The sequence below is a fragment of the Paraburkholderia hayleyella genome (assembly GCF_009455685.1).
Lineage (GTDB): Bacteria > Pseudomonadota > Gammaproteobacteria > Burkholderiales > Burkholderiaceae > Paraburkholderia > Paraburkholderia hayleyella.
Genome location: NZ_QPES01000001.1, coordinates 1,872,383 through 1,898,599, shown reverse-complemented (window position 1 = coordinate 1,898,599; position 26,217 = coordinate 1,872,383). Strand labels below are relative to the sequence as shown.

The 26,217-nt window shown below is 59.0% G+C and carries 19 protein-coding genes; 2 read left to right on the top strand and 17 right to left on the bottom strand.

All coding sequences use genetic code 11. The annotated features are described in order from the left end of the window. Positions 1–132: 132 nt before the first annotated feature. A complete protein-coding gene (aldA, locus tag GH657_RS08470; protein WP_153100282.1) occupies positions 133–1,557 on the bottom strand; it encodes an aldehyde dehydrogenase in 1,425 nt (474 codons plus the stop codon). A 329-nt stretch (positions 1,558–1,886) separates the two neighbouring features. On the opposite strand from aldA, the gene GH657_RS08465 reads away from it, so the two are divergent. After that, positions 1,887–3,044: a porin gene (locus tag GH657_RS08465; RefSeq protein ID WP_153100281.1), complete on the top strand. Its 1,158-nt coding sequence runs from the start codon at positions 1,887–1,889 to the stop codon at positions 3,042–3,044. Between the two features lie 52 nt (positions 3,045–3,096). Here GH657_RS08465 and GH657_RS08460 read toward each other — a convergent pair whose 3' ends face one another. The 15 genes from GH657_RS08460 to corA form a co-directional block, all read right to left on the bottom strand. Next, positions 3,097–4,497, bottom strand: coding sequence for a formimidoylglutamate deiminase (locus tag GH657_RS08460; protein ID WP_153100280.1), 1,401 nt, complete (start codon positions 4,495–4,497; stop codon positions 3,097–3,099). Further along, positions 4,494–5,762, bottom strand: a complete 1,269-nt coding sequence (hutI, locus tag GH657_RS08455) for an imidazolonepropionase (RefSeq protein WP_153100279.1) — start codon at positions 5,760–5,762, stop codon at positions 4,494–4,496. Before hutI ends, GH657_RS08460 begins: the two co-directional genes overlap by 4 nt. A 97-nt stretch (positions 5,763–5,859) precedes the next feature. Further along, the gene (locus GH657_RS08450) at positions 5,860–6,582 is read right to left on the bottom strand and encodes a HutD/Ves family protein (protein WP_246174033.1); all 723 of its coding nucleotides are present in this window, start codon (positions 6,580–6,582) and stop codon (positions 5,860–5,862) included. Beyond that, positions 6,579–8,273, bottom strand: a complete 1,695-nt coding sequence (gene hutU / locus GH657_RS08445; RefSeq protein WP_153100278.1) for a urocanate hydratase — start codon at positions 8,271–8,273, stop codon at positions 6,579–6,581. The genes GH657_RS08450 and hutU overlap by 4 nt, the downstream gene beginning before the upstream one ends. Positions 8,274–8,643: 370 nt before the next feature. Continuing rightward, positions 8,644–9,945, bottom strand: coding sequence for an MFS family transporter (locus tag GH657_RS08440; RefSeq protein ID WP_153100277.1), 1,302 nt, complete (start codon positions 9,943–9,945; stop codon positions 8,644–8,646). Between the two features lie 285 nt (positions 9,946–10,230). Beyond that, positions 10,231–11,760 (bottom strand): SpoVR family protein, encoded by a 1,530-nt coding sequence (locus GH657_RS08435; protein ID WP_153101694.1) that lies wholly within the window; start codon positions 11,758–11,760, stop codon positions 10,231–10,233. A gap of 101 nt (positions 11,761–11,861) precedes the next feature. Then, on the bottom strand, positions 11,862–13,127 hold the full coding sequence (locus GH657_RS08430; protein ID WP_153100276.1) for a YeaH/YhbH family protein: 1,266 nt from the start codon (positions 13,125–13,127) through the stop codon (positions 11,862–11,864). An 87-nt stretch (positions 13,128–13,214) separates the two neighbouring features. After that, positions 13,215–15,137 (bottom strand): PrkA family serine protein kinase, encoded by a 1,923-nt coding sequence (locus GH657_RS08425; RefSeq protein WP_153100275.1) that lies wholly within the window; start codon positions 15,135–15,137, stop codon positions 13,215–13,217. 324 nt (positions 15,138–15,461) lie between these two features. Next, positions 15,462–17,171: a methyl-accepting chemotaxis protein gene (locus GH657_RS08420; protein ID WP_153100274.1), complete on the bottom strand. Its 1,710-nt coding sequence runs from the start codon at positions 17,169–17,171 to the stop codon at positions 15,462–15,464. A 197-nt stretch (positions 17,172–17,368) separates the two neighbouring features. Then, complete coding sequence (gene rbsK / locus GH657_RS08415) at positions 17,369–18,313, bottom strand: ribokinase (protein WP_153100273.1); 945 nt, start codon at positions 18,311–18,313, stop codon at positions 17,369–17,371. Then, complete coding sequence (locus GH657_RS08410; RefSeq protein WP_153100272.1) at positions 18,303–19,364, bottom strand: LacI family DNA-binding transcriptional regulator; 1,062 nt, start codon at positions 19,362–19,364, stop codon at positions 18,303–18,305. Before GH657_RS08410 ends, rbsK begins: the two co-directional genes overlap by 11 nt. A 41-nt stretch (positions 19,365–19,405) precedes the next feature. Continuing rightward, a complete protein-coding gene (locus GH657_RS08405; RefSeq protein ID WP_153100271.1) occupies positions 19,406–20,419 on the bottom strand; it encodes an ABC transporter permease in 1,014 nt (337 codons plus the stop codon). Beyond that, entirely contained in the window at positions 20,416–22,053 is a 1,638-nt protein-coding gene (locus tag GH657_RS08400) for a sugar ABC transporter ATP-binding protein (RefSeq protein WP_153100270.1), read from the bottom strand. Before GH657_RS08400 ends, GH657_RS08405 begins: the two co-directional genes overlap by 4 nt. A 170-nt stretch (positions 22,054–22,223) precedes the next feature. Continuing rightward, positions 22,224–23,210: a sugar ABC transporter substrate-binding protein gene (locus GH657_RS08395; protein WP_153100269.1), complete on the bottom strand. Its 987-nt coding sequence runs from the start codon at positions 23,208–23,210 to the stop codon at positions 22,224–22,226. A gap of 323 nt (positions 23,211–23,533) precedes the next feature. Continuing rightward, the gene (gene corA / locus GH657_RS08390; protein WP_153100268.1) at positions 23,534–24,511 is read right to left on the bottom strand and encodes a magnesium/cobalt transporter CorA; all 978 of its coding nucleotides are present in this window, start codon (positions 24,509–24,511) and stop codon (positions 23,534–23,536) included. Positions 24,512–24,824: 313 nt separating this feature from the next. Between corA and cydX the strand changes: the two genes are divergently transcribed. Beyond that, the gene (gene cydX / locus GH657_RS08385; RefSeq protein WP_153100267.1) at positions 24,825–24,992 is read left to right on the top strand and encodes a cytochrome bd-I oxidase subunit CydX; all 168 of its coding nucleotides are present in this window, start codon (positions 24,825–24,827) and stop codon (positions 24,990–24,992) included. Between the two features lie 108 nt (positions 24,993–25,100). On the opposite strand, the gene GH657_RS08380 is transcribed toward cydX, so the two are convergent. Beyond that, positions 25,101–26,198 (bottom strand): saccharopine dehydrogenase family protein, encoded by a 1,098-nt coding sequence (locus GH657_RS08380; RefSeq protein WP_153100266.1) that lies wholly within the window; start codon positions 26,196–26,198, stop codon positions 25,101–25,103. Positions 26,199–26,217: the final 19 nt, after the last annotated feature.

Here is a 26,217-nt window from a genome sequence, read left to right as displayed (position 1 = left end):
CGTCTAAGCCGGGTCTCCAATTTTGTTTTGTTAGGGGTTGGCAGCGAACTGACTGCGAGCTTCAAAAGAAGACGCGCATGCTCCCAGGCAATGGCATGGCTGGCATGGCTTGGTGCGCGCGCGTGTTCTGCATCAGTACTTCATGACCACAAGACGGGTCTGCGTGAATTCGAGCATGCCGTGCTTGCCATCGTCGCCACCCAGCCCCGAGCGTTTCCAGCCCGCGTGGAAACCTTGATAAGGATCGGCTGGCGTCCGGTTCACATACAACTCACCGGCCTCGATGCCATTGGCGACCTTCATCGCACTGCGGTAGTTCTCGGTATAAAGCACGGACGACAAACCAAACTGATGGTCATTAGCCATCTCCAGTGCTTCGTCGAGCGTGCGGTATTTGACGACCGGCATGACCGGACCAAAGGTTTCTTGCTGGATGATCTCCATGTCCTGACGGCAGTTCGACAACAGCGTGGCCGGATAGAAAAAGCCCTTGCCTTGTGGCAGCCGGCCACCCGTTTCGAGCGTGGCGCCAGCCGCAATCGCGCGCTCGACCATGCGGTGAACCGACTGGCGTGATGCCTCGTTGACGAGTGGTCCCATCAGCGACGGCTGCAAGCTTCGATCGCCGCTGGTCACCGCGTTCATGTGCGCTTTCAGCAGCGCGACGAAACGCTCATACACGCGCTCCTGCACATAGACGCGTTCGATTGCCGTGCAAAGCTGCCCGCAATGAGTTGTTTTGGAGGCGACCAGATCGCGCGCGGCTTGCTCGAGGCCGGCATCCGCCTCGATGATGGCGGGCGTCTTGCCGCCTAATTCGAGCGAAGGTTTGGCGATATTCGCCTTGCAGTACTCGAGTACCTTGCGGCCGGCATCCACGCTGCCCGTCAGCGTGATCATGCCAACCTTGGGATGCGTGCAAAGCACCTCGGCCGTTCCATGGTTCATCGCCAGAATGTTGACGACGCCAGCCGGTAGCCCTGCCAGCTCGACCGCGCGGGCAATCTCGAAGGCGGAGGTCGGCGTGTTGTTGCTTGGGCGTACCACCACGGTGTTGCCTGCGATCAACGCGGGCGCCACTTTGCGCATCAACGTATAGACCGGGTAATTGAACGGGATCAGGCATGCGACTACACCCATCGGTTCACGGTGCAGCACGAGGTTTTCGTCAGGCGTGTCGCTCGGAATCACCTCACCTTCGATACGGCGAGCCCACTCGGCGTGATAGCGAGTGATCTGGCTCGCGTAGATCGCTTCACTGGTGGCATCAGAGAGGCTCTTGCCCGACTCCAGCGCAAGCGCCGCACCGATGGCCGGTGCGCACTCGGTGAGCGCATCGGCAAGCTGGTGCAGATAAACCGCCCGCCTGGCCGAAGGTAGCTTGCGCCAGCCCTTCTGCGCCGCCGCGGCGATGTCGACCACGGCGCTTGCCTCGGCCGGGGTCGCGCCGGTGACCTGAGCAATGAGGGCTTCAGTGGCAGGGTTGGTGACGGCGATGAGTTCGCTGCTTGCCGAATCGATAAAGTGGCCGTTGGCAAAATTCCGGTCGAGTCGCATATCGTTTCCTGAAAAGCCTGCTGGAGTGGTGCATTGCCTTCGACTATGGCCTTCATGACAAAGCGTCGTGACAACGGGACTGGAGCGGAATTTTTCTCTCTGGCACGACACGTCACAAGCGAATAATTCGCATGACAAACATTCTAAAAAATCACGTTTATCCAGGGATGTGCCTCATACGCGATTTCCATCTCGAATAGCAGAATCCGGGCTTTGCAGCTTTGCCCAATACGTGGGTGGCCTTTGCAACCATTCGAGCCCGAATCGAATCTTCGAATCTTCGAATCACCGGGCCGCCTGATTACCCTTGCCCGGAGCTCACAATCACAATGAAAAAGAATGTCATCGCCACGGCCGTCATCACCGCCTGCGCCGCACTAGCCGTTTCGTCCGCTTTCGCGCAAAGCAGCATGACCCTGTATGGCGTGCTTGATGAGGGCCTTAACTACACCAGCAACGTCAAGGGACACAGTGTGTGGGAAATGGCAAGCGGTTATGCCCAGGGCAGCCGCTGGGGCATAAAGGGTGTGGAAAATCTGGGCGGAGGCATGAAGGCGGTGTTTCAGCTCGAAAACGGCTTCGACATCAATTCGGGGCGGCTGGGCCAGGGCGGCCGTATGTTCGGCCGCCAAGCCTACGCAGGCTTGAGCGATGACCGGTTCGGCACGCTCACGCTCGGGCGACAGTACGACTCGGTGGTCGACTATCTTGCCCAGACCACCGCTAACGGCAACTGGGCCGGCTATCTGTTTTCGCATCCTTACGACAACGACAATACGGATAACTCGTTTCGCCTCGGCAACAGCGTGAAGTACGCGAGCCCGGAGATCGCAGGCTTCAGGTTTGGCGGGGTGTACAGCTTTAGCAACGAGACAAACTTTGCCAACAACCGCGCCTATAGTTTTGGCGGCCAGTATGCGAGAGGGGGCTTGCTGGTCGCCGCGGCATACCTGCAGGGGAACAATCCGGGCATGGGGTCAAGCGGTGCGATCACCGCTAACGACGCGAGCTTCATCGCTGGGCGCATGCGCGTGTTTGGCGGCGGCATCAACTACACGTTCGGCGCGGCAACCGCTGGTTTTGCCTATACCAACTCCAGCTATCAGAATCCGACCGGCAACGGCTATATCGGCATTCCGCTCGCCGCGCCAGGCGTCAGGCTGGATACGCTGAAATATCAAAACTTCGAAGTCAATGGCAAATATCAGGTCACGCCAGCATTCTTCGTCGGTGCGCAGTATGTGTACACGAGGGTGAATGACGCTACGTCATCAGACAGCGTGAAGCCGAAGATTCATTCGGCCGGTTTGATGGCGGACTACAACCTGTCGAAGCGCACCGATGTGTATGTGCAGGGCGTATATCAGAAGGTGGCCGGCGATTCGACCCATTCGATTCTCGATCACGCGTTCATTCCGGGCCTCCAGGCCCCATCGTCAACGGACAATCAGCTCGCCGTGCGGCTCGCGCTGCGCCACAAGTTCTGAAGCGCCAGAGGTTCATCAGACCCAGCGCCGCGCGGCTCGCGCCCCTCCCCGGCTATTGGCTTGCAGCAAGCTCTGCCAGTGCGGCACGATAATTTGCATAAGCGCGCGTCTCGTCACGATGCCTCCGGTTCTCGACAATCCGGACGCCGCCCGCATACACATCTTGTACCGGTGTCGCGCCATGCTCGCCAAAAACAAGGCCTGAAAGCCATTGTTGTGGCGTGCGCTCAGCGATACAGGGGTGATCGGGATCCAGCACGATCCAGTCCGCGCACAAACCGGGCGCGAGCCCGCCAACCTGCCGGCCCGTGGCGCGTGCCCCTCCTTCAAGGGCCGCACGGTACAGGCGATCGGCCACTTCAGGTGTATGCGCCGAAGCCAGGACGTTACGCTGCTGATGCCCGAGGCGTTGACCATATTCGAGCAGGCGCAATTCGGCCCGCCAGTCGACGCAAATCTGGCTATCCGAACCCACTCCGATGTAGCCGCCCGCCTCTAGCCACGCGGCAGCTGGAAATAGACCGTCGCCGAGGTTCGCCTCAGTCGTCGGACAGAGCCCCGCGCACGCGCCGGTTTTAGCCAGGGCGCGCGTTTCGCTGGCATCCATGTGAGTAGCGTGTACAAGACACCAGTGCGAATCCACGGAAAAATGATCCAGCAACCACTGCACGGGACGAGCCCGATAAATATCGAGGCAGGCATCAACTTCGGCACGCTGCTCGGCAATATGCAGATGCACCGGTGCGCCCGGCCAGTCAGCATTAAATCCATCCAGTAGCACCTGAAGCGAATCTCGAGATACCGCTCGCAACGAATGCGGCGCAATGCCATAACGCAAGGAGCGGGTTTCAGGGCGGGCGCGGTTTAACTCGCTGAGTAAATGCAATAAATGCCCGGGATCGTTCAGAAAACGCCGCTGCTCTGTCCGTGGCGGCTGTGCGCCGAAACCGCCGTATTGATACAGCACGGGCAACATCGTGAGCCCGATGCCGCTAGCGTGGGCCGCCTCCACGAGGCATTCAGACAATGCGCAGGCCAACGGATAAGGATGACCATCCGGAGCGTGATGAACATAATGAAATTCGCAAACCGAGGTATAGCCCGCTTTGAGCATTTCTATATAGAGCCAGTAAGCAATCGCACCGAGGCTCTCCGGCGTGATTTGCGCGACATGGCGATACATCAGCTCACGCCAGCTCCAGAAATTATCGCTCGCGCAGGCGCGATACTCGGTCAGCCCGGCCATCGCTCGCTGAAAAGCGTGCGAATGAAGATTGGGCATGCCTGGCACGATCGGCCCGGATGCCCGGGCGGTATTCTCGGGCACTTCGATTTGATCCGCCGTGACTGCACGAAGCGTGCCGCTCGCGTCCCACTCCAGCAAAACATTACGCCGCCAGCCCTCAGGAAGATAGGCATCGCGGGCAAAGAGTGACATTGATGAAGCATTCATTCGTGTTCCTGATCAGAACGATGAGCAGAAAAATGAGCGTGGCGGTGACGACGATAAACGGTTTGTCCCGCACGCACGACCTGCGTACAGAGCGGCCGCCCAATCCAGTACGCCAGCTCAGCGAGCGATTCGACTTGCCACACTGCAAAATCGGCCGAACGTCCTGGCGCGAGGATGCCATGCCGCCCAGCCTGGCCCAAAGCCTGCGCGGCGTGGCACGTGACACCTTGCAGCACCTCCGGCACGGTCATGCGAAAGAGCGTCGAGGCCAGGTTCAGTATGAGCAATAGCGAGGTTACGGGTGACGTACCGGGGTTGCTATCGGTCGCTAGCGCCAGCGGCACTTCGTAGCGGCGTAACAGTTCGAGCGGAGGCAACTGCGTTTCGCGGATGAAGTAGTACGCGCCGGGCAACAGCACCGCGACCGTAGAGGCGGCTTTCATCGCTGCAACACCCTCTTCGTCAAGATATTCGAGGTGATCGGCAGATAGCGCACGATAACGCGCAGCGAGTTTTGCCCCCCCGCTATTCGATAGTTGCTCCGCGTGGATCTTGACCCGCAGATTGCGCCGCTGTGCGGCTTCGAATACCCGCTCGCTTTGTTTGAGTGAAAACCCCACGCGTTCGCAAAACACATCGACGGCGTCGATCAGGCCTTCATCAGCCAGGGTCGGCAACATGCGCTCGCAAACTTCGTCGAGATAGGCATCAGTGCGTCCGGAAAACTCAGGAGGCACCGTGTGGGCGCCAAGAAAAGTCGTGTAGACCGAGACCGGATAGCGTTCGCCTAACGCGCGTGCGACGCGCAGCAGTTTGCGCTCGCAGGCCAGGTCAAGGCCGTAACCCGATTTGATTTCGATCGCGCTTACACCTTCTGCGAGCAGCGCTTCAAGCCGTAATGCGGCACTGGCAAAGAGCGCCGTTTCGTCTGCGGCGCGCGTTGCACGCACCGTCGAGACGATCCCGCCCCCCGCCTGCGCCAGCGCTTCGTAGCTCACGCCATCGAGACGCTGGGCAAATTCATCGGCGCGCTGGCCCCCGTATACCAAGTGTGTGTGGCAATCAATCAGACCCGGCGTCACCCACGCACCCTCCAGGTTTTCACGTGGCCAGATTGAAGGATCGGCATAAGTAGCGGGCAACTCGCGCAATGCGCCTTGCCATACGATCTGGCCATCACTGACAGCGAGCGCGGCATCGTCCAGCGTGTCGCGTGGGTCCCCGCCAGCGCAAAGCTTCAGGTTTTGCCAAAGCGTTTTCTTCATCGCGTGTTTCGTGTATCCGTGTATCCGTGCTGGTTGAAAAGTCAGGTGGCGCCCGGTGGCACCCTCGTGCTGACAGGACAAAATGAGTGCGGGCGTATCAAGTCACGGCCTTGTGATACTGGATCGTCGTTGCGAGCAGCACACCGCTCGCTGGCGCGTGGGGACCAGGCACCCTACCAGGCACCCTACCGGGCACCATCGTGCAAGGCAGCAAGCAGGCGGCGTCGAGTCGCAGGGTGTCGCCTGGCGTCAACGTGACGGGCGGTGCATCGCCCACTTTCAACTCTAGTGGACCCGCTGCGCAATACAACAGTACGACGTCAGCGGTGAACGTGCGGGTCGATGCGCCCGATTGGCCACTCTCCGCCTCATCCGCACTCCAGAGCGTCAGCGACCCCGTCACCGCGGCACGTCGCAACATCAGGTTGAAATCGCGCGTTGGGCCCTGGATCAGGCGAGCGGCAACATCGGCTTCCCCCGGAAAACGGGCACAAGCTAGCGGCTCCGTCAAAACATGGCGTTCACCCGTGGCCAGATCGAGCTGCATCCCTTCTCCGGCAAGCAGTACCAGGGTACGGTCAACGCCGTCAAAACGGGAGAACGGCCCGCCTTGCATGACATCGGCGACACTCACGCGCCAGTCAAATGAATCCATGTTTGCCGCAGGAGGATGAACGGCAATTTCGTGGGTGATGCCGCCGCCGTTTTTCCAGCGGGCGGCGATCAGACTTGCGGCTGGAATCAGCATGCTGCGCGCAACCGTTGCAGAGGCTGCGCGGGATGCCTTTTGCTTCTCATCGGGATTAAGCCATGACGTCATGGCTTGCGGCCGAACATGGGCAAATTGAGTTCGATCTCACGCGCGGTCTGCTGCGCCAACGGATAGCCCGCATCCGCGTGACGCATCACCCCGCTTGCGGGATCGTTGAACAGTACGCGCCTCAAACGCTGGGCAGCAGCCGCGCTGCCATCCGCGACAATCACCACGCCCGCATGCTGCGAAAAGCCCATCCCGACCCCTCCGCCATGATGGAGCGACACCCAGGTCGCGCCGCTGGCTGTATTCAGCATGGCATTGAGCAGTGGCCAGTCGCTGACCGCGTCTGAGCCGTCCTGCATGGCTTCTGTCTCACGGTGCGGGCTTGCTACCGAGCCCGTATCCAGATGATCGCGGCCAATCACCACCGGTGCCTTGAGCTCACCCGTACGCACCATGTCGTTGAACGCGAGCCCCAGACGGTAGCGGTCTTTCGCGCCCACCCAGCAAATCCGCGCCGGCAACCCCTGAAATGCAATGCGCTCGCGCGCCATGTCGAGCCAGTGATGCAGATGGGCATCGTCGGGAATCAGCGCTTTGACCTTTTCATCGGTGCGGTAAATATCTTCCGGATCACCCGAGAGCGCGACCCAGCGAAACGGCCCCTTGCCTTCACAAAACAATGGCCGGATATACGCGGGGACAAAACCCGGGAAATCAAACGCGCGGCTCACACCCATTTCGAACGCCATCTGGCGGATGTTATTGCCGTAATCCAGCGTTGCCGCGCCACGCGCTTGCAGCTCGAGCATCGCTTCCACCTGCCGCGCCATCGACTGCTTGGCCGGCTCAATAATCGTCTCCGGTGCGCTGTGCTGACGCAAACGCCAGTCTTCCAGCGTCCAGCCCTGGGGCAGATAACCATGAACGGGATCGTGCGCACTGGTCTGATCGGTCACGCAGTCCGGCGTAATACCACGTGCCACGCATTGCGCAAACACATCGGCTGCGTTGCCGAGTAACCCCACGGATACCGGCTGGCCCGTGTTTTTAGCCATTTCAACCAGCTTGAGCGCTTCGTCGAGCGTGTAGGCCTTGCGGTCGAGATAGCGGGTTTTCAGGCGCATGTCGATGCGCGTTTCATCGCACTCCACCGCGATCATCGAAAACCCCGCCATCGTGGCCGCGAGCGGCTGTGCACCGCCCATGCCCCCGAGCCCGCCAGTCAAGATCCAGCGCCCCTGCGGCTCACTGTTGAAATGCTGCCGCGCCACCGCAAAAAACGTCTCATACGTGCCCTGCACGATGCCCTGGCTGCCGATGTAGATCCAGCTTCCGGCGGTCATCTGGCCGTACATCATCAAGCCCTTGCGATCGAGTTCATGGAAGTGCTGCCACGTCGCCCAATGCGGCACCAGATTGGAATTGGCCAACAAGACCCGTGGCGCATCCGGATGCGTACGGAACACGCCAACCGGCTTGCCTGATTGAATCAGGAGTGTTTCGTCATCGTTCAGCTCGCGCAACGATGCGAGGATCTGGTCGTAGCATGCCCAATCGCGCGCGGCCCGGCCAATCCCGCCATACACCACTAACGCCTGCGGATGCTCCGCGACTTCTGCATCGAGATTGTTTTGAATCATGCGATAAGCCGCTTCGGTCAGCCAGCTCTTGCAGGTCTTCTCGCTGCCACGCGGCGCGCGAATTGTGCGTGAGGGGTCAAAACGCGGATCGGCAGGTTTGAGCGAATTCATCGTGGGGCTCCTATGCGCCGGGACAATCAGCGCAGTTCGGTTTCTGATACTTCTCTTGGGGAAAACGGTGTGTTCGGCACAGACCGCAGCATTCAGGAATTCGCCAAAGTCTAGTGCAGACAATTTGTATAGACAAGTTTTTGTTCTGCTTTTTTTGCCGAAAAACGAGCCCTGGTTTTGAGTGGTAAATGCGTTGTTTCTTAGGATACCGAGCAGGAAATCAATGAAACCCATGCGAAAGAAACAAAACGGGAAAATGAAAAAGCCACCTCACATTCATGAGATGGCTTTCCATGCAGTGAAGGCATTCGCAAACGTTGTGTTGCGTCCGGTTTTTATCCGTTGTGATGCTATTCGTTTGTTGCTTGCATCATGGCGTATCGCGCAAATACCCTTCTTTTGCCGGATCGCGCATCTTGAATGCGACAATGCCCGCGATTGCACACAGCGCAGTGACATACCAGTAGAACATCGTTTCATGGCCGATAGATTTCAGCCACAGCGCGACGTATTCGGCCGAGCCGCCGAAGATCGCATTCGCCACGGCATATGACAATCCAACGCCCAGCGCACGCACTTCCGGTGGAAACATTTCAGCCTTGATCAAACCGCTGATCGAGGTATAAAAGCTGACAATCGCCAGCGCCACCACAACCAGGCCAAATGCGGCATACGGGTTGCTCACGTCCTTGAGCGAATGCAGCAGCGGCACCGTGCCAATCGTCGCAAATGTACCAAACAGGATCATCGAACTACGCCGGCCGATACGGTCAGACAAGGCGCCAAACAGCGGCTGCATCAACATGTAGACGAAGAGCGCCGCGGTCATCACATTACTGGCAGTTTTGGCATGCATGCCTGCCGTGTTCACCAGATACTTCTGCATGTAGGTGGTGAAGGTATAAAAAATCAGCGAGCCGCCGGCCGTGAAGCCCAGCACGGTTAAAAATGCGCCCTTGTGAGCCCACAGGCCGCGAATCGTGCCCGCGTCCTTGCGCTCCCGCGTGGCTGCGCTAGTGGTTTCGTCCAGCGATTTACGCAGATAGAGCGCCACCAGGGCTGCGGCCGCCCCCACCACGAACGGGATACGCCAGCCCCATGCTTTCAGCTCATCCGTCGTGAGCAACTGTTGCAGGATCACCAGCACCAGCAAAGCGCATAACTGGCCACCAATCAACGTCACATACTGGAACGAAGCGAAAAAGCCGCGCCGCCCCTGCAATGCCACTTCACTCATATAAGTTGCGCTGGTGCCGTATTCACCGCCGACCGAAAGCCCCTGAAACAGCCTCGCCAGTAACAGCAGCGCCGGAGCCCAGGCGCCAATTTGCGCATAGGTGGGCAGCAGCGCAATCACCAGCGAACCACCACACATCATGAATACCGAAACCATCATCGCCGTGCGCCGGCCTTTCTTATCCGCCAGCCGGCCAAAAAACCAGCCGCCAATGGGGCGCATCAAAAACCCGGCAGCAAACACGCCTGCTGTATTAAGCAATTGGGTTGTCGCATTGCCATTAGGGAAAAATGCAGGGGCAAAATACAATGAACAAAATGAATAAACGTAAAAATCAAACCACTCGACGAGATTCCCTGACGAGGCGCCGACAATCGCAAAGATACGTCGCCGGGTGTCAGGGTCTTTATCTGTAAAAACAGTTTGGTCAGTCATGCTGTGTTATTCCTGGTTTGGGACAGAAAAAGTCCGGGCAATACGGGAAATTCCCATAAGACGCAATAAAGGACTATTAGACTCGCGTAATACGCAAGATTGGGTTGGGCCGTATCTTAGCGGATATCGTTACAGCAGGCCCTCCAGGCCTACAGCGCCTCGCCACACAAAAAGGCCAGCCCGAAACAGGCTGGCCAGACATCGCGCCACAAACACAAACCACGAAAAATTCACGCTGTAACCTTGGCGGCAGCCCACGCAATACACCAATACGCGCGCCAGGCATTACAGCCGCACACTCACACTCGGAGCGACATAAGAACATTCATAACGTTTTCTCAGTGTCCCGCTCTCATCCACGCTCTCCAGATAAACATCGAATTGCCAGAGGCGCGCCATGTGCCGCAGCACCTCGTCGCTGTCATCGGCCAGATACCGGTTATCACTCATGAAATGTCGCAGGGTCAGACTGCGATCGCCCCGTGTATTGACCGACCAGACCTGAATGTTCGGCTCCCGGTGATGCATGTCGTACTGCCGGGACAACGTCTGACGCACATACTGATAACCGCTGTCATCGTGAATCGCGGATACTTCGAGCGCATCGTGCGTATCGTCATCGAGTATCGAGAACAGGCGCATTTCCCGAATCAGTTGTGGCGACAGATACTGCGCGATAAAACTTTCATCCTTGAAGTTTCGCATCGCGTAATGCATTGCCTCGAGCCATGGTTTGCCCGCCAGGTCGGGAAACCAGTGACGGTCTTCATCGGTCGGCGCCTCACAGATACGCCGGATATCGCTCATCATCGAGAACCCCAGCGCATACGGGTTGATCCCGCTGTAATGCGATTTGGTCACGGGTGGCTGATAGACAACGTTACTGTGCGAATGCAGAAACTCCATCATGAAGCCATCAGTTAGCTTGCCCTGGTTGTACAGGGTATTGAGCAGGGTGTAATGCCAGAACGTGGCCCAGCCTTCGTTCATGACCTGGGTTTGGCGCTGCGGATAAAAGTACTGCCCGACCTTGCGCACGATACGAATCACTTCGCGCTCCCAGGGTGCAAGCAACGGGGCGTTTTTTTCGGCGAAATACAAAAGATTTTCTTGTGGCTCGGGTGGATAGCGTTCGCTGGTTTCTTCCTGCTGAGGCGCGGACCGGGCCGGAAGCGTGCGCCATAACTCGTTGACTTGCGATTGCAGATACGCTTCGCGCTCATGCCGTGCGGCTGATTCTTTTTCCAGCGAGAGCTTTTGCGGCCGCTTGTAGCGGTCCACGCCATAGTTCATGAGCGCATGGCAAGAGTCGAGCAGCTCCTCCACACGATCAAGGCCATAACGCTCCTCGCATTCGGCAATGTAATTCTTGCCATAAACCAGGTAATCAATAATGGCGTGGGCATCGGTCCACAGTTTGAACAGGTAATTGCCCTTGAAAAAAGAATTGTGCCCATAGGCCGCATGGGCAATCACGAGGGCCTGCATTGTCATCGTGTTTTCTTCCATCAGATAAGCGATGCAAGGGTTCGAATTAATGACGATTTCATAGGCCAGGCCCATTTGCCCACGGCGATAGCTTTTTTCAGTCGAGAGAAAATGTTTGCCAAATGACCAGTGCCGGTAATTGACCGGCATACCGACGGATGCGTAAGCATCCATCATTTGTTCAGCGCTGATGAGTTCCAGCTGGATCGGATAAGTATCCAGTTCATACTGCGCCGCGACTTGCGCGATATGACGGTCGTATTCTTCGATCAGCTCAAAGGTCCAGTCGGACGGGCATGGCAAAGGCTGATGCGGGGCAGCATTCATCTGAACGTCCTTTCGCACACTGCCGGATATCTCTTCGCGCGCGGCAATGGGCTCAATGGTTTCGGTCTGGGCAGGGGGGTGCGCATTGAGGTTCTTATGGTTCATGATGACGCCGCCTGCTTTTCAAAGAGCTCCCTGAATACCGGATAAATATCCGCTGCGGTCTCTACTTTTTTCAGCGCAAGATGTGGCGCGGTTTGTGCCAGTTGCGCATATTCGAGCCAGAGATTCTGCTCTTCGGGCGCAACCTGAATATAGGCGAAATAACGCACTCGGGACAGGATGTGATCGGCCAGAATCTGCCGGCACTTGGGCGAATCATCGGTCCAGTTGTCACCATCGGAAGCCTGGGCGCCGTAAATGTTCCATTCCGATGGTGAATACCGTTCATCAATAACTTTTTGCATTAATTCCAGCGCGCTCGACACCACGGTTCCGCCGCTTTCGGTCGAATGGAAAAAAGTTTCTTCATCCACTTCCTCGGCTCGTGTGTGATGGCGGATAAAGACAACTTCGATGCGCTCGTAATTACGTTGCAAAAAAAGATACAACAGGATGAAAAACCGTTTGGATAAATCCTTGCGCTGTTCATCCATCGAGCCCGACACATCCATCAGGCAGAACATCACGGCCTGGCTCGATGGCTGCGGCTGCTTGACCCGATTGACGTAACGCAGGTCGAATGGGTCGATAAATGGAATGCGCCAGATGCGGCCACGCAAATGATGGATTTCTTCTTCCAGCAGACGGATCTCGCAACGCCTGTCGTCAGGGTCCGCCATCAATGCGTCCAGTTGCTGTTCGAGCTCACGCAACGTGGCAACGAGTGGTGCGCCGAGTGCAATACGCCGTCCCAATGCGCTGCGTAGGGAGCGGACAACGTCGATATTGCTTGGCGTGCCTTCAGCGGCCCAGCCTGCGCGAATGCTTTTCCACGTGGGGACCGCTAACAGTTGGGTTTTGACGAGCCGTGGCAACTCCAGATCATCGAAGAAATACTGCATGAATTCTTCGCGCCTCAGTTCGAAAACAAAATCGTCTTCGCCCTCGCCGTCATTGCTGGCGCTACCGCCTCGCCCTCCGCCGCCACCTTGTGGACGCGCAATCCTGTCGCCACGAATGTAATCGGCATTGCCGGGGTGAACCATTTCACGCCGCCCACCGGAGCCATGACGAAACGATGGCTCCGCAATATCCTTGCGCGGAATGGAGATGCTCTGGTTGCTCTGAATATCCTTGATGCTCCGGTCGCGGACCGCGTCGGCCACAGCCTCACGAATGTAATTCTTGACGCGCCTCAAGAAGCGCTCACGATTAGCAATACTTTTATTTTTTCCAGCTAGCCTGCGGTCGATGATTTGCAACACATTGTCTCTCCCGCTCCAGTTTTACCTGCGGCTGCATGTTCATGCAGTCGTTCATACCTGAGTGTGCGGACAGGCTCTTCATAACGCTCATGATGATTTACGCACACGCAAATACCAGTCGCACAGCAGCCGTACCTGTTTCGGCGTGTAGCCCTTGGTAACCATCCGGTTGACGAAATCTTCGTGTTTGCGCTGCTCTTCGGCAGAGCCTTTCGCATTAAACGAAACGACAGGCAGCAACTCTTCCGTGTTCGAAAACATTTTCTTTTCGATCACCACACGCAGTTTTTCGTAGCTGATCCATGCGGGATTGTTCCCGGCATTCGCGGCCCTGGCACGTAAAACAAAATTGACGATTTCATTGCGGAAATCTTTGGGGTTGCTAATGCCTGCGGGCTTTTCGATTTTTTCCAGTTCCGCATTGAGCGCGGCGCGATCAAAACTTTCTCCCGTATCGTGATCGCGGAATTCCTGATCCTGAATCCAGAAATCCGCATAAGTCACATACCGGTCGAAAATATTTTGTCCGTATTCCGAATACGACTCGAGATAAGCCGTCTGGATCTCCTTGCCAATAAATTCCGCATAGCGCGAAGCCAGCACATCCTTGACAAAGGACAGGTATTTTTGCTCGGTTTCAGGAGGAAACTGTTCGCGCTCAATCTGTTGTTCAAGCACGTACATCAAATGCACCGGATTGGCCGCGATTTCAGTGCTATCGAAATTGAACACCCGTGACAGGATCTTGAAGGCAAAGCGTGTTGACACACCGGTCATGCCTTCGTCCACACCGGCGAAATCACGGTACTCCTGATATGACTTCGCCTTCGGATCGGTATCTTTGAGATTTTCTCCGTCGTACACCTGCATCTTCGAAAACAGGCTCGAATTTTCCGGCTCCTGCAAACGCGTCAACACGGCCATTTGCGCCATCATTTTCAGCGTACCTGGCGCGCAGACCGCTTGTGCCAGCGACGAATTACGCAACAGCTTGTCGTAAATCCTGATTTCCTCCGAATAACGCAGGCAATACGGCACCTTGACGACAAAAATCCGGTCCAGCAAAGCTTCGTTATTACGGTTATTGCGAAAGGCTTTCCATTCGGATTCGTTCGAGTGTGCCAGGATCACACCTTCAAAAGGAATCGCACCAAAGCCTTCCGTGCCTTTGAAGTTTCCTTCCTGCGTTGCAGTGAGAAGCGGATGCAGCACCTTGATCGGGGCCTTGAACATTTCGACGAATTCAAGCAAACCCTGATTGGCCAGACATAGCCCACCGGAATAACTATAAGCATCGGCGTCGTCTTGCGCATATTGCTCGAGTTTGCGGATATCCACCTTGCCGACCAGTGACGAAATATCCTGATTGTTTTCGTCGCCAGGCTCGGTTTTAGCAATGCCGATTTGCCGCAAAATGGAGGGATAACGCCGCACCACGCGAAACTGGCGAATATCGCCGTTGTATTCGTGCAATCGCTTGACCGCCCATGGGCTCAGCACGCTCTTTAGATAACGCGGTGGAATGCCGTATTGTTCTTCGAGAATCGGGCCGTCTTCGTCGTAATCGAAAAGCCCAAGCGGCGATTCATTGACTGGCGAGCCCTTGATGGCATAAAACGGCACACGCTCCATGAGCTGTTTCAAGCGCTCGGCAATGGATGATTTGCCCCCGCCTACAGGCCCGAGCAAATAAAGAATCTGTTTCTTTTCTTCCAGCCCTTGTGCGGCATGACGGAAGTAGGCGACGACCTGCTCGATCACCTCTTCCATGCCATAAAACTCGCGGAATGCGGGGTATACCTTGATAACCTTGTTGGCGAAAATACGCGACAGGCGCGGATCATTGCGCGTATCGACCTGTTCGGGTTCGCCTATTGCCGCGAGCATGCGTTCGCCTGCCGTGGCATACGCAGTGGGATGGTCTTTGCAAAGCGTTAGATATTCTTCCAGCGAGAGTTCATCTTCTCGTGTTTTTTCAAAACGGGATGCGAAACTGCCGTAGATATCCATACTGCCTCCTCGCCGTGTCGGGTTCCATGTCGCATCCCAATACGCGCATGCCGCGTGCATCAAAAACGACATATCTCGAAATCATCCTAAACCCTTTTAAGTCTTTTTTCACGAATTACCTGCTAAAAACGGGCTTCTGGTTTTCCCCCTATATTTCAACTTGGAAACATCCGTTCGCTCACCTACAATCATTCGCCATTGTTACGAGGCAGTGCGGTGCATAACACATCGCACATAAAATAAAAAAGCTGCGGCTCTCCAGTAGCCGCAGCTTCATGGTCTTCCCAGCCCGGATGCATGCATTCCGGGCGAATACCGGTTCCGTTAGAACGTTTCCCAGTCTTTATCCGTCCCAGCCGCGGCAAGTGTCGGAGTAGCCCTTGGCGGCGCGGGCGTGAAGCGAGCCGTCTTCGTCACGGCGGGCCGGAGCGGACGCGACACGCTGCCTGCCGGTGCATGCTGCATTGCACCCGTCGCACTGCCGCCGCTTTCCTCTTCAAGCTGAAACACGGCAACCGCCGAACGCAGTTTGCCCGCCTGATCTTCGAGCGATTGCGCGGCGGCTGCGGCTTCTTCAACCAGCGCGGCGTTTTGTTGCGTGACCTCGTCCATTTGCGTGACAGCCCGTGCCACCTGGTCGATACCGCTGCTTTGTTCCTCGGAGGCCGCCGCGATTTCACCCATGATGTCGGTCACACGCTGAACCGCGCTGATGATTTCGTTCATGGTGCGGCCTGCCTCGTCGACCAGCGCCGAGCCCGATTGCACCCGTTCCACCGACGTATCAATCAGCTCCTTGATTTCCTTGGCCGCCGCCGACGAACGCTGCGCGAGGCTGCGCACTTCGCCCGCCACCACGGCGAAGCCACGCCCTTCTTCACCCGCGCGAGCGGCTTCAACGGCCGCATTGAGCGCGAGGATATTAGTCTGGAACGCAATACCCTCGATGATCGAAATGATGTCGGCGATCTTCGCTGAACTCTGGTTGATCTCGCCCATCGTGCCCACGACCTGGCTCACCACTGCATTGCCTTTGTTGGCGATCTCCGAGGCGCTGGCGGCGAGCGCGCTCGCCTGCCGGGCATTATCCGCATTCTGTTTTACGGTGCCCGTGAGCTGCTCCATGCTAGAGGCGGTCTCCTGGAGCGCTGACGCCTGCTCTTCCGTACGCGATGACAAATCGATATTGCCGGCTGCGATCTGGCGTGTCGCGGTAGCAATCGATTCGCTGCCGCTGCGCACCGTTCGCACGGTATTGACCAGGCTGCGTTGCATCTTGCCAATGCCACTGAGCAGTTGTCCCATCTCGTCATGTGAGCGCGTCACGGCCTCATGCCGTAAATCACCCGCGGCAATGGCGTCGAAGTGATCCAGCGCTTCGTTCAGCGGCCGTGCAATCGCCCGCCGCAGCGACAGGTACGAGAACAGCGCGGCGAGTATGCCAAACCCTAATGCCGTGCTGCACACGATACGGAAAAGGCCGTACATTTTCTGCGCATGGGTATAGCCGTCCTCAGCGTCGGTGAACTGCAGCTTGCGCAGCGCTTCGCCTGATAGCACCAGGTCGTTGTAGACCGCCTGCAGTTGCTTCACGTCGTCAAGAATCTTGGCCTGGTCATTGGCGATCACCGCCAGCGCAAACGCGTCCATCACGCGATTCAACTCCTCACGCTTGCTGCTGACCGTTTGTGCCACCCGGTCTTCATCCGCATCGCGGGGCAAGGCCAGATATTTTTTCCACCATTCTTCAGAGATGCTTCGCATGTTGCGGGCACGCTCCAGCGTCACGGCAGCGTCCGGCGAGCCCGCCTGAAATGCCGCGCGGTCCAGTGCGAGCCGCTCCCGTGCGGCATACAGTTCCGAGTTACCGATATTCACGGCGCTCGGCATCTGGTTGGTATAAGTCTCGCGGTAAGCGTCATTCGAGCGGCTCATGCCGAGCAAACCGAGCCCCCCCATGGCGACCAGCAATGCGGCGAGAAAAGCCATCGTCAGCCCAATGCGCGCCTTGATCGTGATGCCGTTGTTCAACATGCTATTTCCTGTAACGGAGCGGATTCGAATGCTGCGAATGTGGCATTGCGCAGCCCCGGTGCCTGTTCCGGCACTCTGCTGGACGCTTTTAGGTTGTATGCGTTCTAAGCCCGTTTACGGCATGCGTGATAAATACTTGAAGCTTTTATATGGTCTGACAAATTAGCGGGAAAACCAGAACGGCAACACAGCCGCACTCAACCCTGCAGTTCAGCCAGCGTTGGAATCGACGGCTGCGCCCCCGCCCGGGTCACCGAAAACGCGGCGGCGCGCTGCGCGAAAACCATCGCGTCAGCAGCGGTCACACCTTGCGCCAGCTGTGCGGCAAGCGCGCCAATAAAGGTGTCGCCCGCCGCGGTTGTATCGACTGCATGCACCTTCGGCGCAGGATGATAGACACTCTCGCAGCCTTCAAGTAGTGTCAGCACGCCTTGCGCGCCAAGCGTCACGATTACATTGCGGGCCCCGCCATCGCGCAACTGGGCTGCGGCCCGCGCAGCGGTTGCAGGCGAGGTCACCGGGAGCCCGGTCAACGCGGCCGCTTCGTGTTCGTTGGGAATCAGGTAATCAATCAGCGCCAGCCAGCCTTCGGGCAGCGGCGCTGTGGCGGGTGCGGGATTCAGAATGGTCGTCACGCCGTGCCGGCGTGCGCTTGCAAGCGCCGCATGGATTGCCTGCGGTGGCGTTTCGAGCTGGCACACGACGACCTGCGAAGCCGCCAGCACTGCATCGTGGCGTGCAATGCTCTGCGCCGTGAGCCGCCCATTCGCCCCCGCCACGACCACAATCGCATTCTGGCTAGCGTCATCGACCACGATCAGCGCGACGCCGCTGGCCACTGCGGCATGGGTCTCGAGCGCCGTGCAGTCGATCTGCTCCGTTTCGAGTCCGGCACGCAGCAACGCGCCATTTGCATCCGCCCCCAGGCAACCGACGAAGGCCACCTGCGCTCCCAGACGCGCCGCCGCAACCGCCTGGTTACCGCCCTTGCCCCCGGCCACCTGGGCAAAGGCATAGCCGGTCAACGTTTCGCCAGGCGCGGGCAAACGTGGCGCCTGTACCACCAGATCCATATTCAGGCTGCCGACCACCGTCACTCGTGCCTGCGCGACCTGGGTTGTTGCCGTTGTTTCAATCGCCATTTTTTTTCTCTGTCTGGAAGTGAGACCTACGCGATGAATCCCGTGCTTCCGGTCCCCATCGGGCAGTCGATTCGCGCACGCACAAGGCGGGCGCGACGATGCGCTGACGCGCGGGCGCAAGCTCAGGTTGTGCGATCCGCTCGAAAAGCATTTGCGCGGCGCTAGCGCCGAGTAGACGCACAGGCTGCCCAACCGTGGAGAGCGCCGGGTAGGTGAAGGCACCCAGTTCAATCGCATCGAAACCGATGATCGAACACGCATGCGGCACGCGGATGCCACGTTCCGCGGCCGCCCGCAGCGCGCCAATCGCCATCATGTCGTTGCTCACGAAGATCGCGCTGGGTGCGAGCGTGTCGAACAGTTGCTGCGCCGCACGATGACCGCCCGCGCCTGAAAAATCGCTGGCAACGATCGCCTGCGGCGCAAGCGTGACGCCGTATTGTGAGAGCGCCCGCTGAAATCCGTTGACCCGCAACGCGCTCACCGCTGTGCTGGACGGCCCGGCGATACAGCCGAGACGACGGTGGCCCAGTTCGAGCAAATGCCGGGTCGCCAGATAAGCGCCGTGTTCGTGGTCGATCTGAAGCAGATCGGCGTTCAAGCCCTCGAGATGACGATCCACGATCACCAGCGGCGTGCGCGTGCCGGTGAGCAGGGGCGTGAGCACCGTATCGTCGCCCGCCGAAGCGACGATCAGCCCATCGCTCCGCTTTTCCTGCAATACCCGCAGATAGTGCTGCTGCTTGTCCGGATCGTCGCCCGAGTGACACAGGAAAACGCAGTAGCCGCGGCGCATGCAGGCTTCCTCGACGCCATGCGCGAGTTCAGCGAAATACGGATTGGTGCTGTTCGGCACCACGAGGCCGATGGTCGCGGTACTGCGCGCCTTGAGCGAGCGTGCGACCGCCGAAGGCACGTAATCGAGCTGCCGGATCGCCTGCTCGACCCTGGCGCGGGCTTCGGCCGAGACCGGCCGCGAGTGGTTCACCACATGCGAGACCGTGGTGAACGACACGCCCGCAGCAGCGGCGACATCCTTGATCGTTGCCATATCGGTAGGCCAGCAGGTGTGCTGGAGGCAGCCGCGAGCAGCTAGCTCTGGCGCGCGCGGCCCTGTTTGCCGCGATAGGTGTCGAGCACCACGGCGATCACGATCACCGCGCCTGTGATGATCCGCTTGGTCGGTTCGTTGGCTCCGATTTGCGCCAGCCCTGCTGCCAGCACCGAGATAATCAGCACGCCAAAAAACGTGCTGATGACCGACCCCCGGCCTCCCATCAGACTCGTGCCGCCGATCACCACGGCGGCAATGACTTGCAGCTCCATGCCTGCGCCCGCGTTGGGATCGGCCGCTTCGAGCCGGGAAATCTGGAACAGCGCCGCCAGCCCCGCCAGCGCGCCCATCAGCGCGAACACCAGAATCTTGTAGGGACGCGGATTGACGCCGGCGAGCCGCACCGCTTCTTCATTGGTGCCGATGGCGATCAGATAGCGGCCAAATACCGTGCGCGTGAGCACCAGTTGTCCGACGATCATGACCGCTAGCGCGAGCAGAAAGGCCGGTGAAATACCCAGCGCCAGGGGGTTCGAAAGAAAATCGAAGGCATCGCCGATATATGCGGTACGTGAATCGGTCATCTGATAAGCCAGACCGCGCGCCGCTTCCAGCACGCCCAGCGAAACGATGAACGACGGAATGCGCCAGCCCACCGTCACGGCACCGGTCACCGTGCCACACAAGGTCGCGGCGGCCACGCCGAGCAGCGCGGCAGGCAGTGGGCCCCAATGCCATTGCAAGGCCGCCACGCTGACCACCGAGGCCCCCAGCGCCAGCACGGAGCCCACCGACAAATCGATGCCTGCGACCAGTAGCACGAAGGTCATGCCCACGGACATCACCACCAGATCAGGAATCTGGTTCGCAATCGTGCTGAACGTGTCGTAGGACCAGAAGTGCGAACTGAGCACGGAAAAGAGCGCGATCAGCGCCACCAGCGCCCCCGCGAGGCCCAGATAGTTCGACAACCCGAGGCGCTCGCCCACGGCGCGACGGCGTGGGCGAGCCGCCGTTGCGCGAGCGTCCGGAGAAAGAGGTTGACCCGTCATGAAAGACTCCCGGCTGAGGGTGATGAAGATGAGGCTGTCGGTGTAGAAGAAGGAGACGCTGTGCCCGGGAGCGGCGCGCCGTTGCGATAACCCGCCAGCGCGGCAGCCAGCAAGGCATCTTGCGACCAGTTATCGCGCTCGAAAAGCGCGCTCATGCGGCCCGCTGACATCACACCAATGCGGTCGCAAATCAGCATCAGTTCACGCAACTCGCTTGAGACCACGACCAGCGCCCGGCCTTCGCGCGCGAGCGAGCCCAGCAGTGCATAAATGTCGAACTTCGCGCCGACGTCGATACCGCGCGTGGGCTCGTCAAACAACATCACCCGGCTCTCGCGCGCCAGCCAGCGGCCAATCACGACCTTCTGCTGATTGCCGCCCGAGAGTTCGCCTACGGGCTGCGCCGGTCCACGGGTGCGAATCCGCATGGCATCGATCTGGCTTTGCGCCAGCGCGTTTTCACGCGCGCGATCGAGCACGCCATGCCGCGCCACGCGCCGCAGATGACCCAGCGAAACGTTCACGGCCACCGATTGCGGCAACAGCAGACCTTCGCCTTTACGATCTTCGGTGATGAACGCGATGCCGTGGCGCACGGCATCGGCCGGTGACGCGATGAGGACGGGCTGCGGCGGTGCTCCTGGCGACGGCGCGAGCGCCACGCTGCCCGCGGTTTTGGCATCCGCGCCAAAAATCAGTCGCAACAACTCGGTGCGCCCGGCCCCAATCAAGCCGCTGATGCCGAAAATTTCGCCCGCGCGCACCTCGAATGAAACGTCATGCACCACCGGCGCGCGTCCGATGCCGTCAACCTGCAACAGTGGCGCACCGATCTGCCGGGGCCCCAGATCGATCCGCTCGCCTAACGCGCGCCCGACCATCAGCGTCACGATCTGCTCGCTGCTTAAATGCGCCATCGCGCCGTAATGGACCAGGCGGCCATCGCGCAACACGGCGATGCGCTGCGCCACTTGCGCTAGCTCTTCGAGCCGGTGCGAGATATACACGAGCGCCACGCCACGCGATTTCAGCCGTTCGATCTGCTCGAACAGCAGGCCGACCTCGCGCGAAGTCAGCATCGCGGTGGGTTCATCGAGAATCAGCACGCGGCATTCGTCAATCAGGTTGCGCGCGATCTCGACCATCTGCTGATGGCCGATACCCAGGTCGCCCACTAGCGTGTCCGGATCGAGCGCATCTAGTCCGACCTGAACCATCGCGGCACGCGCGTCGGCGCGCAGACGGCGCCGATCGATCCAGCCTGGACGCCAGCGGCCCACGCGCGGCAGGCGGTTCAAAAAGAGGTTCTCGGCAATGCTGAGCGTAGGCAGCAGGTTCAGCTCCTGCATCACCATGCGCACGCCTAGCGTCTCGGCAGCCGTACGGCTGAGGGGCGCGTAAGGCGCCTCGCCCAGATGCATCGTGCCGGTGGTGGGTAAAACCAGGCCGCCGATCATCTTCGAGAGCGTGCTTTTACCTGCGCCGTTTTCGCCGGTCAGCGCCAGCACTTCGCCGGCATGCAGCGCCAGCGTTACATCGGCGAGGACCGGTTCAGCATAGGTTTTGCCCAGCCCGGTCAAGGACAATACCGCGCGTGAAGCGTCGCCGTGTGGCTCGTCAGGAAGCGGATTCATCAGGAAAACTCCAGACCGCGCAATGCCCTGCGCTGGGCGCACGCCATCACTTGGCATGTGGCGAAGAGGCGGCAACAACGCAGAGCATCAGCTCGGCTGCGCTACGGGCTTAAAAAAGATTGAAGCGAAGGAGCTGGCTTGACGCGGCCTGGCCAGACTTCGCCGCAGGCTTACTTCGTCACCAGATCGACGGGCGTCTCGACCATGCCCGAGAGCTCCGACTGCTTCTTGTGGCTGCTCAACGCCTTGAGCGCGGTATCGATGCCAAACACGGCCTGTTTGGCCGCGTACTGGTCCGCCGTGGCGAGCACGCGGCCATCCTTGAGCATCGGATGAATCGCGTTGATGTTGTCGTAACCCACCACATACACCTTGCCCTGGCGCCCCGCTGCCCGCACCGCCGACACCGCGCCGAGCGCCATGTTGTCGTTGCCCGCGAGCAGCGCCTTGAGATTGGGGTACTCGTTGAGCATCGCAGCAGCCACGGCATTGCCTTTATCGAGTTCCCACGCACCCGACTGCACCGCCATAACCTTCATGCCCGCGCGCTGCATGGCATCACGAAAGCCCGCGGTACGCTGCTGCGCGTTGGTGGTGGTCGAGACGCCTTCGATGATGCCCACCTGATCGCCCGCCTTGAGCTTTTGCGCCAGATACTCGCCGATCTTCAGCGCACCCTTGCGGTTGTCCGGGCCGACGAACGGCACGTTCAGGTTTTTCGCCTGCAGCACAGCCGGATCGAGCCGGTTATCAATGTTGATGACGATGATCCCGGCATCCACCGCTTTTTTGACGACGGGCACCAAGGCCTTCGAATCCGCAGGCGCCAGCACGATCGCATCGGCCTTGGCCACGATCATCTGCTCGACGATGCGAATCTGGTTGGCGGTATCGGTTTCATCCTTGATGCCGTTCGTCACCAGATCGAAAAGCTGGGGATTGTGCTTTTGATAATCCTTCGCGCCGTTTTCCATCGTCAGGAAAAACTCGTTCGCCAGCGATTTCATCACGAGCGCGACCTTGGGCTTCTTTGTGTTCGCGGCAAGGCTGGCGCCTTGTGCCTGCGCCAGTGAAACCGGCAAGGCGAAGGCCACGGCAAGCGCAACCGTGGCGGTTGCCGCGAGCGCGCGACGGCGCAAGCGAAGGTGAACGTTCATGTCTCTCTCCGAAGATGGGCTCGGGCCGAGCCTTTTTTACCTGATGCCCCGATGTCCCGATACCGTCGATACGTTGGCATAAACGGGAACCCATGGGCGCCAACCTGGCGCAAACGTTTGCGCGGGGTATTCTCGTTGGCCATTATTCATCGTGTCAACGGTTCATCGTGGTGCATCGCATCGGCCACACGTAAAAGCCACGTATCAGGAGGAACAGCGTGGCATGGCTGCAAACGCAAACCGCTTTAAGCCGCCGCTCAGGGCACGAACGCCCGAACAATTGCGCTGAACGGATATCGGCAAACGGCCGGCGGCGCCAGGCTTCATAACCAGCCTGAGCGGCGAAAGCGCCAATACAGCAACAGATCGACCACCAGCATCACCCCGAGGCATATCGGATAACCGTACTGGTAGGCCAGCTCTGGAATGTGCTGGAAATTCATGCCGTAGATACCGGCAATCATCGTCGGCACCGCGAACAGCGCCGCGAACGAACCAAGACGTTTGGTCACTTCGCTTTCCGCCAGCGAGATCATGCCGAGATTCACCTGCACGGCGGTGACGACCATTTCGCGGCGGCCATCGATGGTTTTGACGATGCGTTCCAGATGATCGTAAACATCGCGGAAATAGGCGGACATCCCCACGCAGGCCTGCGGAATGCGTCCGCCCGTCAGCTTGCCAATGGCTTCGAGCAAGGGGCTGACATGATGCTGCAACAACACGAAACGGCGCTTGAGCGAGTACAGGTCTTCGATAATCGCGCGCGATGCAGCGACGTTATGACGCTCGAAAATGCGATCTTCGAGTTCTTCGAACTCGGTGCCGAGCGCTTCGAGAATCGGAAAATAGCGATCGACGATGTGGTCCGCCAGCGCATACAGCACGAATGCCGAACCCTGCTTGAGCAACTCCGGCTCGCGTTCGCAGCGTGCACGCACCTCCCGAAAACCCTGGCGTGTGCCATTGCGCACGGTCAGCACATAATTCGGACCCACGAAAACATCCACCTCGCCCGCCACCAGTTCGCCCTCTTCATCCATCTCGACCGTGTGCAGCACGACGAACAGCGAGTCGCCGTACTCGTCGATCTTGGGCCGCTGGCGGCCGTTGCGCACGTCTTCGACGGCCAGCTCGTGCAGCCCGAATTCATGCTGCATCACCGCCAGCTCGCCAGGACCGGGGTCCTTGAGCGCGACCCAGACGAAGCACTCGGGTTGAGCAACGTACAGACTGATGTCGTCGATTTCGATATCAGCGAGTTTTCGGCCATCCTGATAGGCCGCGCAATTGATCAGCATTGAAGTCGTCCTGAATACACATGACACATCGCAAATAGCAGATAAGGCGCCATGGTAAAGGCTTCTGCTGTTCAGGGCATACCGGATTGCCACCTGCCTTCCGCATGCCCGCGCGGCATGAGCGGAAGAGGCTGCGCCTGAATGTCACGACAACGCCCTCTTGCAGAGTCCGCACTTTGTGGTCATGATCGAGGCCGATGTATACGGCAGGCTGGGCGCGCTTGTTTGCCCCATACGTTTGCCCCATACGTTTGCCCCATACGTTTGCCCCATGCGCCACCTCATGCAGCACGACATTCAAGGAGACTAGGTAATGTGGTATTTCACATGGATTCTCGGGATTGGCGTAGCGCTCGGCTTTGGCATCATCAACGTAATGTGGCTTGAAGCCCAGGACACCTTCGGCAAATCCGGCGAGCGGCCTGATGCCTCTCCTCCGCAAAAAGCCCCTGCCCGTCCGGAGTCATCGTCTCGCGCCTGAGTTGCGTCTGAGTTGCGTCTGAGTTGCGTCTGAGTTGTGCCTGAGTTGTGCCTGAGTTGTGCCTAACTCGCACCTGATCTCGCGCTGTCATGCTCGATCACTGAGCCCTTAAACCATCGCGCTGGCATCCAGCGGATGTCCTTCATAGAGCCGCCCAAAGCGGTTCGCCAGAAACGCGGACAGCCCAACCTGCTCTTGCCGCACGAAGCCGCTCTGGGGCAGATGCTGTTCGCGGAACAGATCCAGCACCGCGCACATCGCCCCCGCCGTGGTGATCTGGATCGCGCTTATCGGCATGCCGCAGATGGTTTTGGCAAAAACCTTGCGCGCGAAAACTTCTTCGACCAGACGCCCCTGACGGGTTCCCGTGACCGCGATGAAAATCAGCACGACATCCTGATCGGTAGAAGGCACGGCGCGGCGCAAGATTGTTTTCAGCGTATCGCGCTCAGTGCCCAGCCGCAGCTCTTCGAGCAAAAAGCGCATCAGGTCGCGGTGGCCTGGATAGCGGACCGATTTGTAATCGAGCGTTTCGACCTGGCCCGCAAGGGTTTCGCATAACGTGCCTAGCCCGCCCGAAGTATTGAACGCCTCGTACTCCGCCCCATCCAGCGAGAAATGTTCCAGCCCTTCCAGCGGCTGCACCCATTGCACCTGGCCCTGGCGAATGGCTTCGCATGGCTGGCAGTACTCGTTGATGAGTCCGTCAATGCTCCATGTCAGGTTGTACTTCAGCGCATTCGTCGGGAACTGCGGCAGTGCGCCAACGCGCATCCTGACCTCACGGATGTCACTGAAACGCTGCGCCAACTCATGGGCCGCGAGACCAATAAAGCCCGGCGCCAGTCCGCATTGCGGCATGAATGCCTGAGGGGCATCTTGCGCCATGGCGCGGATTGCCTGAGTGGCGCGCACATCTTCGGTCAGATCGAAATAATGTACGCCCGCGCCTTTAGCCGCCGTGGCGACATTGACCGCCAGGTAGTACGGCAAGGCATTCACCAGCGCATCGAAACCGTGCAAGGCCACGCGCAAGGCGTCGACCTCGGCTGAATCGACCCGCTGCGTCGGAATGCCCTGGAGCGCAAGCGCATCGAGCGCATCCTGATCGCGGTCAAGCGCGGTGACTTCGTAATCACCGGTTTCACGCAGCATATGGGCGATGGTTTGGCCAATCAGGCCGGCGCCGACAATGGCGATTTTCATGTGCGTCTCCTTTTTCTGT

Bases quoted from the DNA above. Each gene is read 5' to 3' on its own strand.
- aldA (WP_153100282.1), bottom strand. From the start codon at position 1,557: ATGCGACTCGACCGGAATTTTGCCAACGGCCACTTTATCGATTCGGCA.
- GH657_RS08465 (WP_153100281.1), top strand. From the start codon at position 1,887: ATGAAAAAGAATGTCATCGCCACGGCCGTCATCACCGCCTGCGCCGCA.
- GH657_RS08460 (WP_153100280.1), bottom strand. From the start codon at position 4,497: ATGAATGCTTCATCAATGTCACTCTTTGCCCGCGATGCCTATCTTCCT.
- hutI (WP_153100279.1), bottom strand. From the start codon at position 5,762: ATGAAGAAAACGCTTTGGCAAAACCTGAAGCTTTGCGCTGGCGGGGAC.
- GH657_RS08450 (WP_246174033.1), bottom strand. From the start codon at position 6,582: ATGACGTCATGGCTTAATCCCGATGAGAAGCAAAAGGCATCCCGCGCA.
- hutU (WP_153100278.1), bottom strand. From the start codon at position 8,273: ATGAATTCGCTCAAACCTGCCGATCCGCGTTTTGACCCCTCACGCACA.
- GH657_RS08440 (WP_153100277.1), bottom strand. From the start codon at position 9,945: ATGACTGACCAAACTGTTTTTACAGATAAAGACCCTGACACCCGGCGA.
- GH657_RS08435 (WP_153101694.1), bottom strand. From the start codon at position 11,760: ATGAATGCTGCCCCGCATCAGCCTTTGCCATGCCCGTCCGACTGGACC.
- GH657_RS08425 (WP_153100275.1), bottom strand. From the start codon at position 15,137: ATGGATATCTACGGCAGTTTCGCATCCCGTTTTGAAAAAACACGAGAA.
- GH657_RS08420 (WP_153100274.1), bottom strand. From the start codon at position 17,171: ATGTTGAACAACGGCATCACGATCAAGGCGCGCATTGGGCTGACGATG.
- rbsK (WP_153100273.1), bottom strand. From the start codon at position 18,313: ATGGCGATTGAAACAACGGCAACAACCCAGGTCGCGCAGGCACGAGTG.
- GH657_RS08410 (WP_153100272.1), bottom strand. From the start codon at position 19,364: ATGGCAACGATCAAGGATGTCGCCGCTGCTGCGGGCGTGTCGTTCACC.
- GH657_RS08405 (WP_153100271.1), bottom strand. From the start codon at position 20,419: ATGACGGGTCAACCTCTTTCTCCGGACGCTCGCGCAACGGCGGCTCGC.
- GH657_RS08400 (WP_153100270.1), bottom strand. From the start codon at position 22,053: ATGAATCCGCTTCCTGACGAGCCACACGGCGACGCTTCACGCGCGGTA.
- GH657_RS08395 (WP_153100269.1), bottom strand. From the start codon at position 23,210: ATGAACGTTCACCTTCGCTTGCGCCGTCGCGCGCTCGCGGCAACCGCC.
- corA (WP_153100268.1), bottom strand. From the start codon at position 24,511: ATGCTGATCAATTGCGCGGCCTATCAGGATGGCCGAAAACTCGCTGAT.
- cydX (WP_153100267.1), top strand. From the start codon at position 24,825: ATGTGGTATTTCACATGGATTCTCGGGATTGGCGTAGCGCTCGGCTTT.
- GH657_RS08380 (WP_153100266.1), bottom strand. From the start codon at position 26,198: ATGAAAATCGCCATTGTCGGCGCCGGCCTGATTGGCCAAACCATCGCC.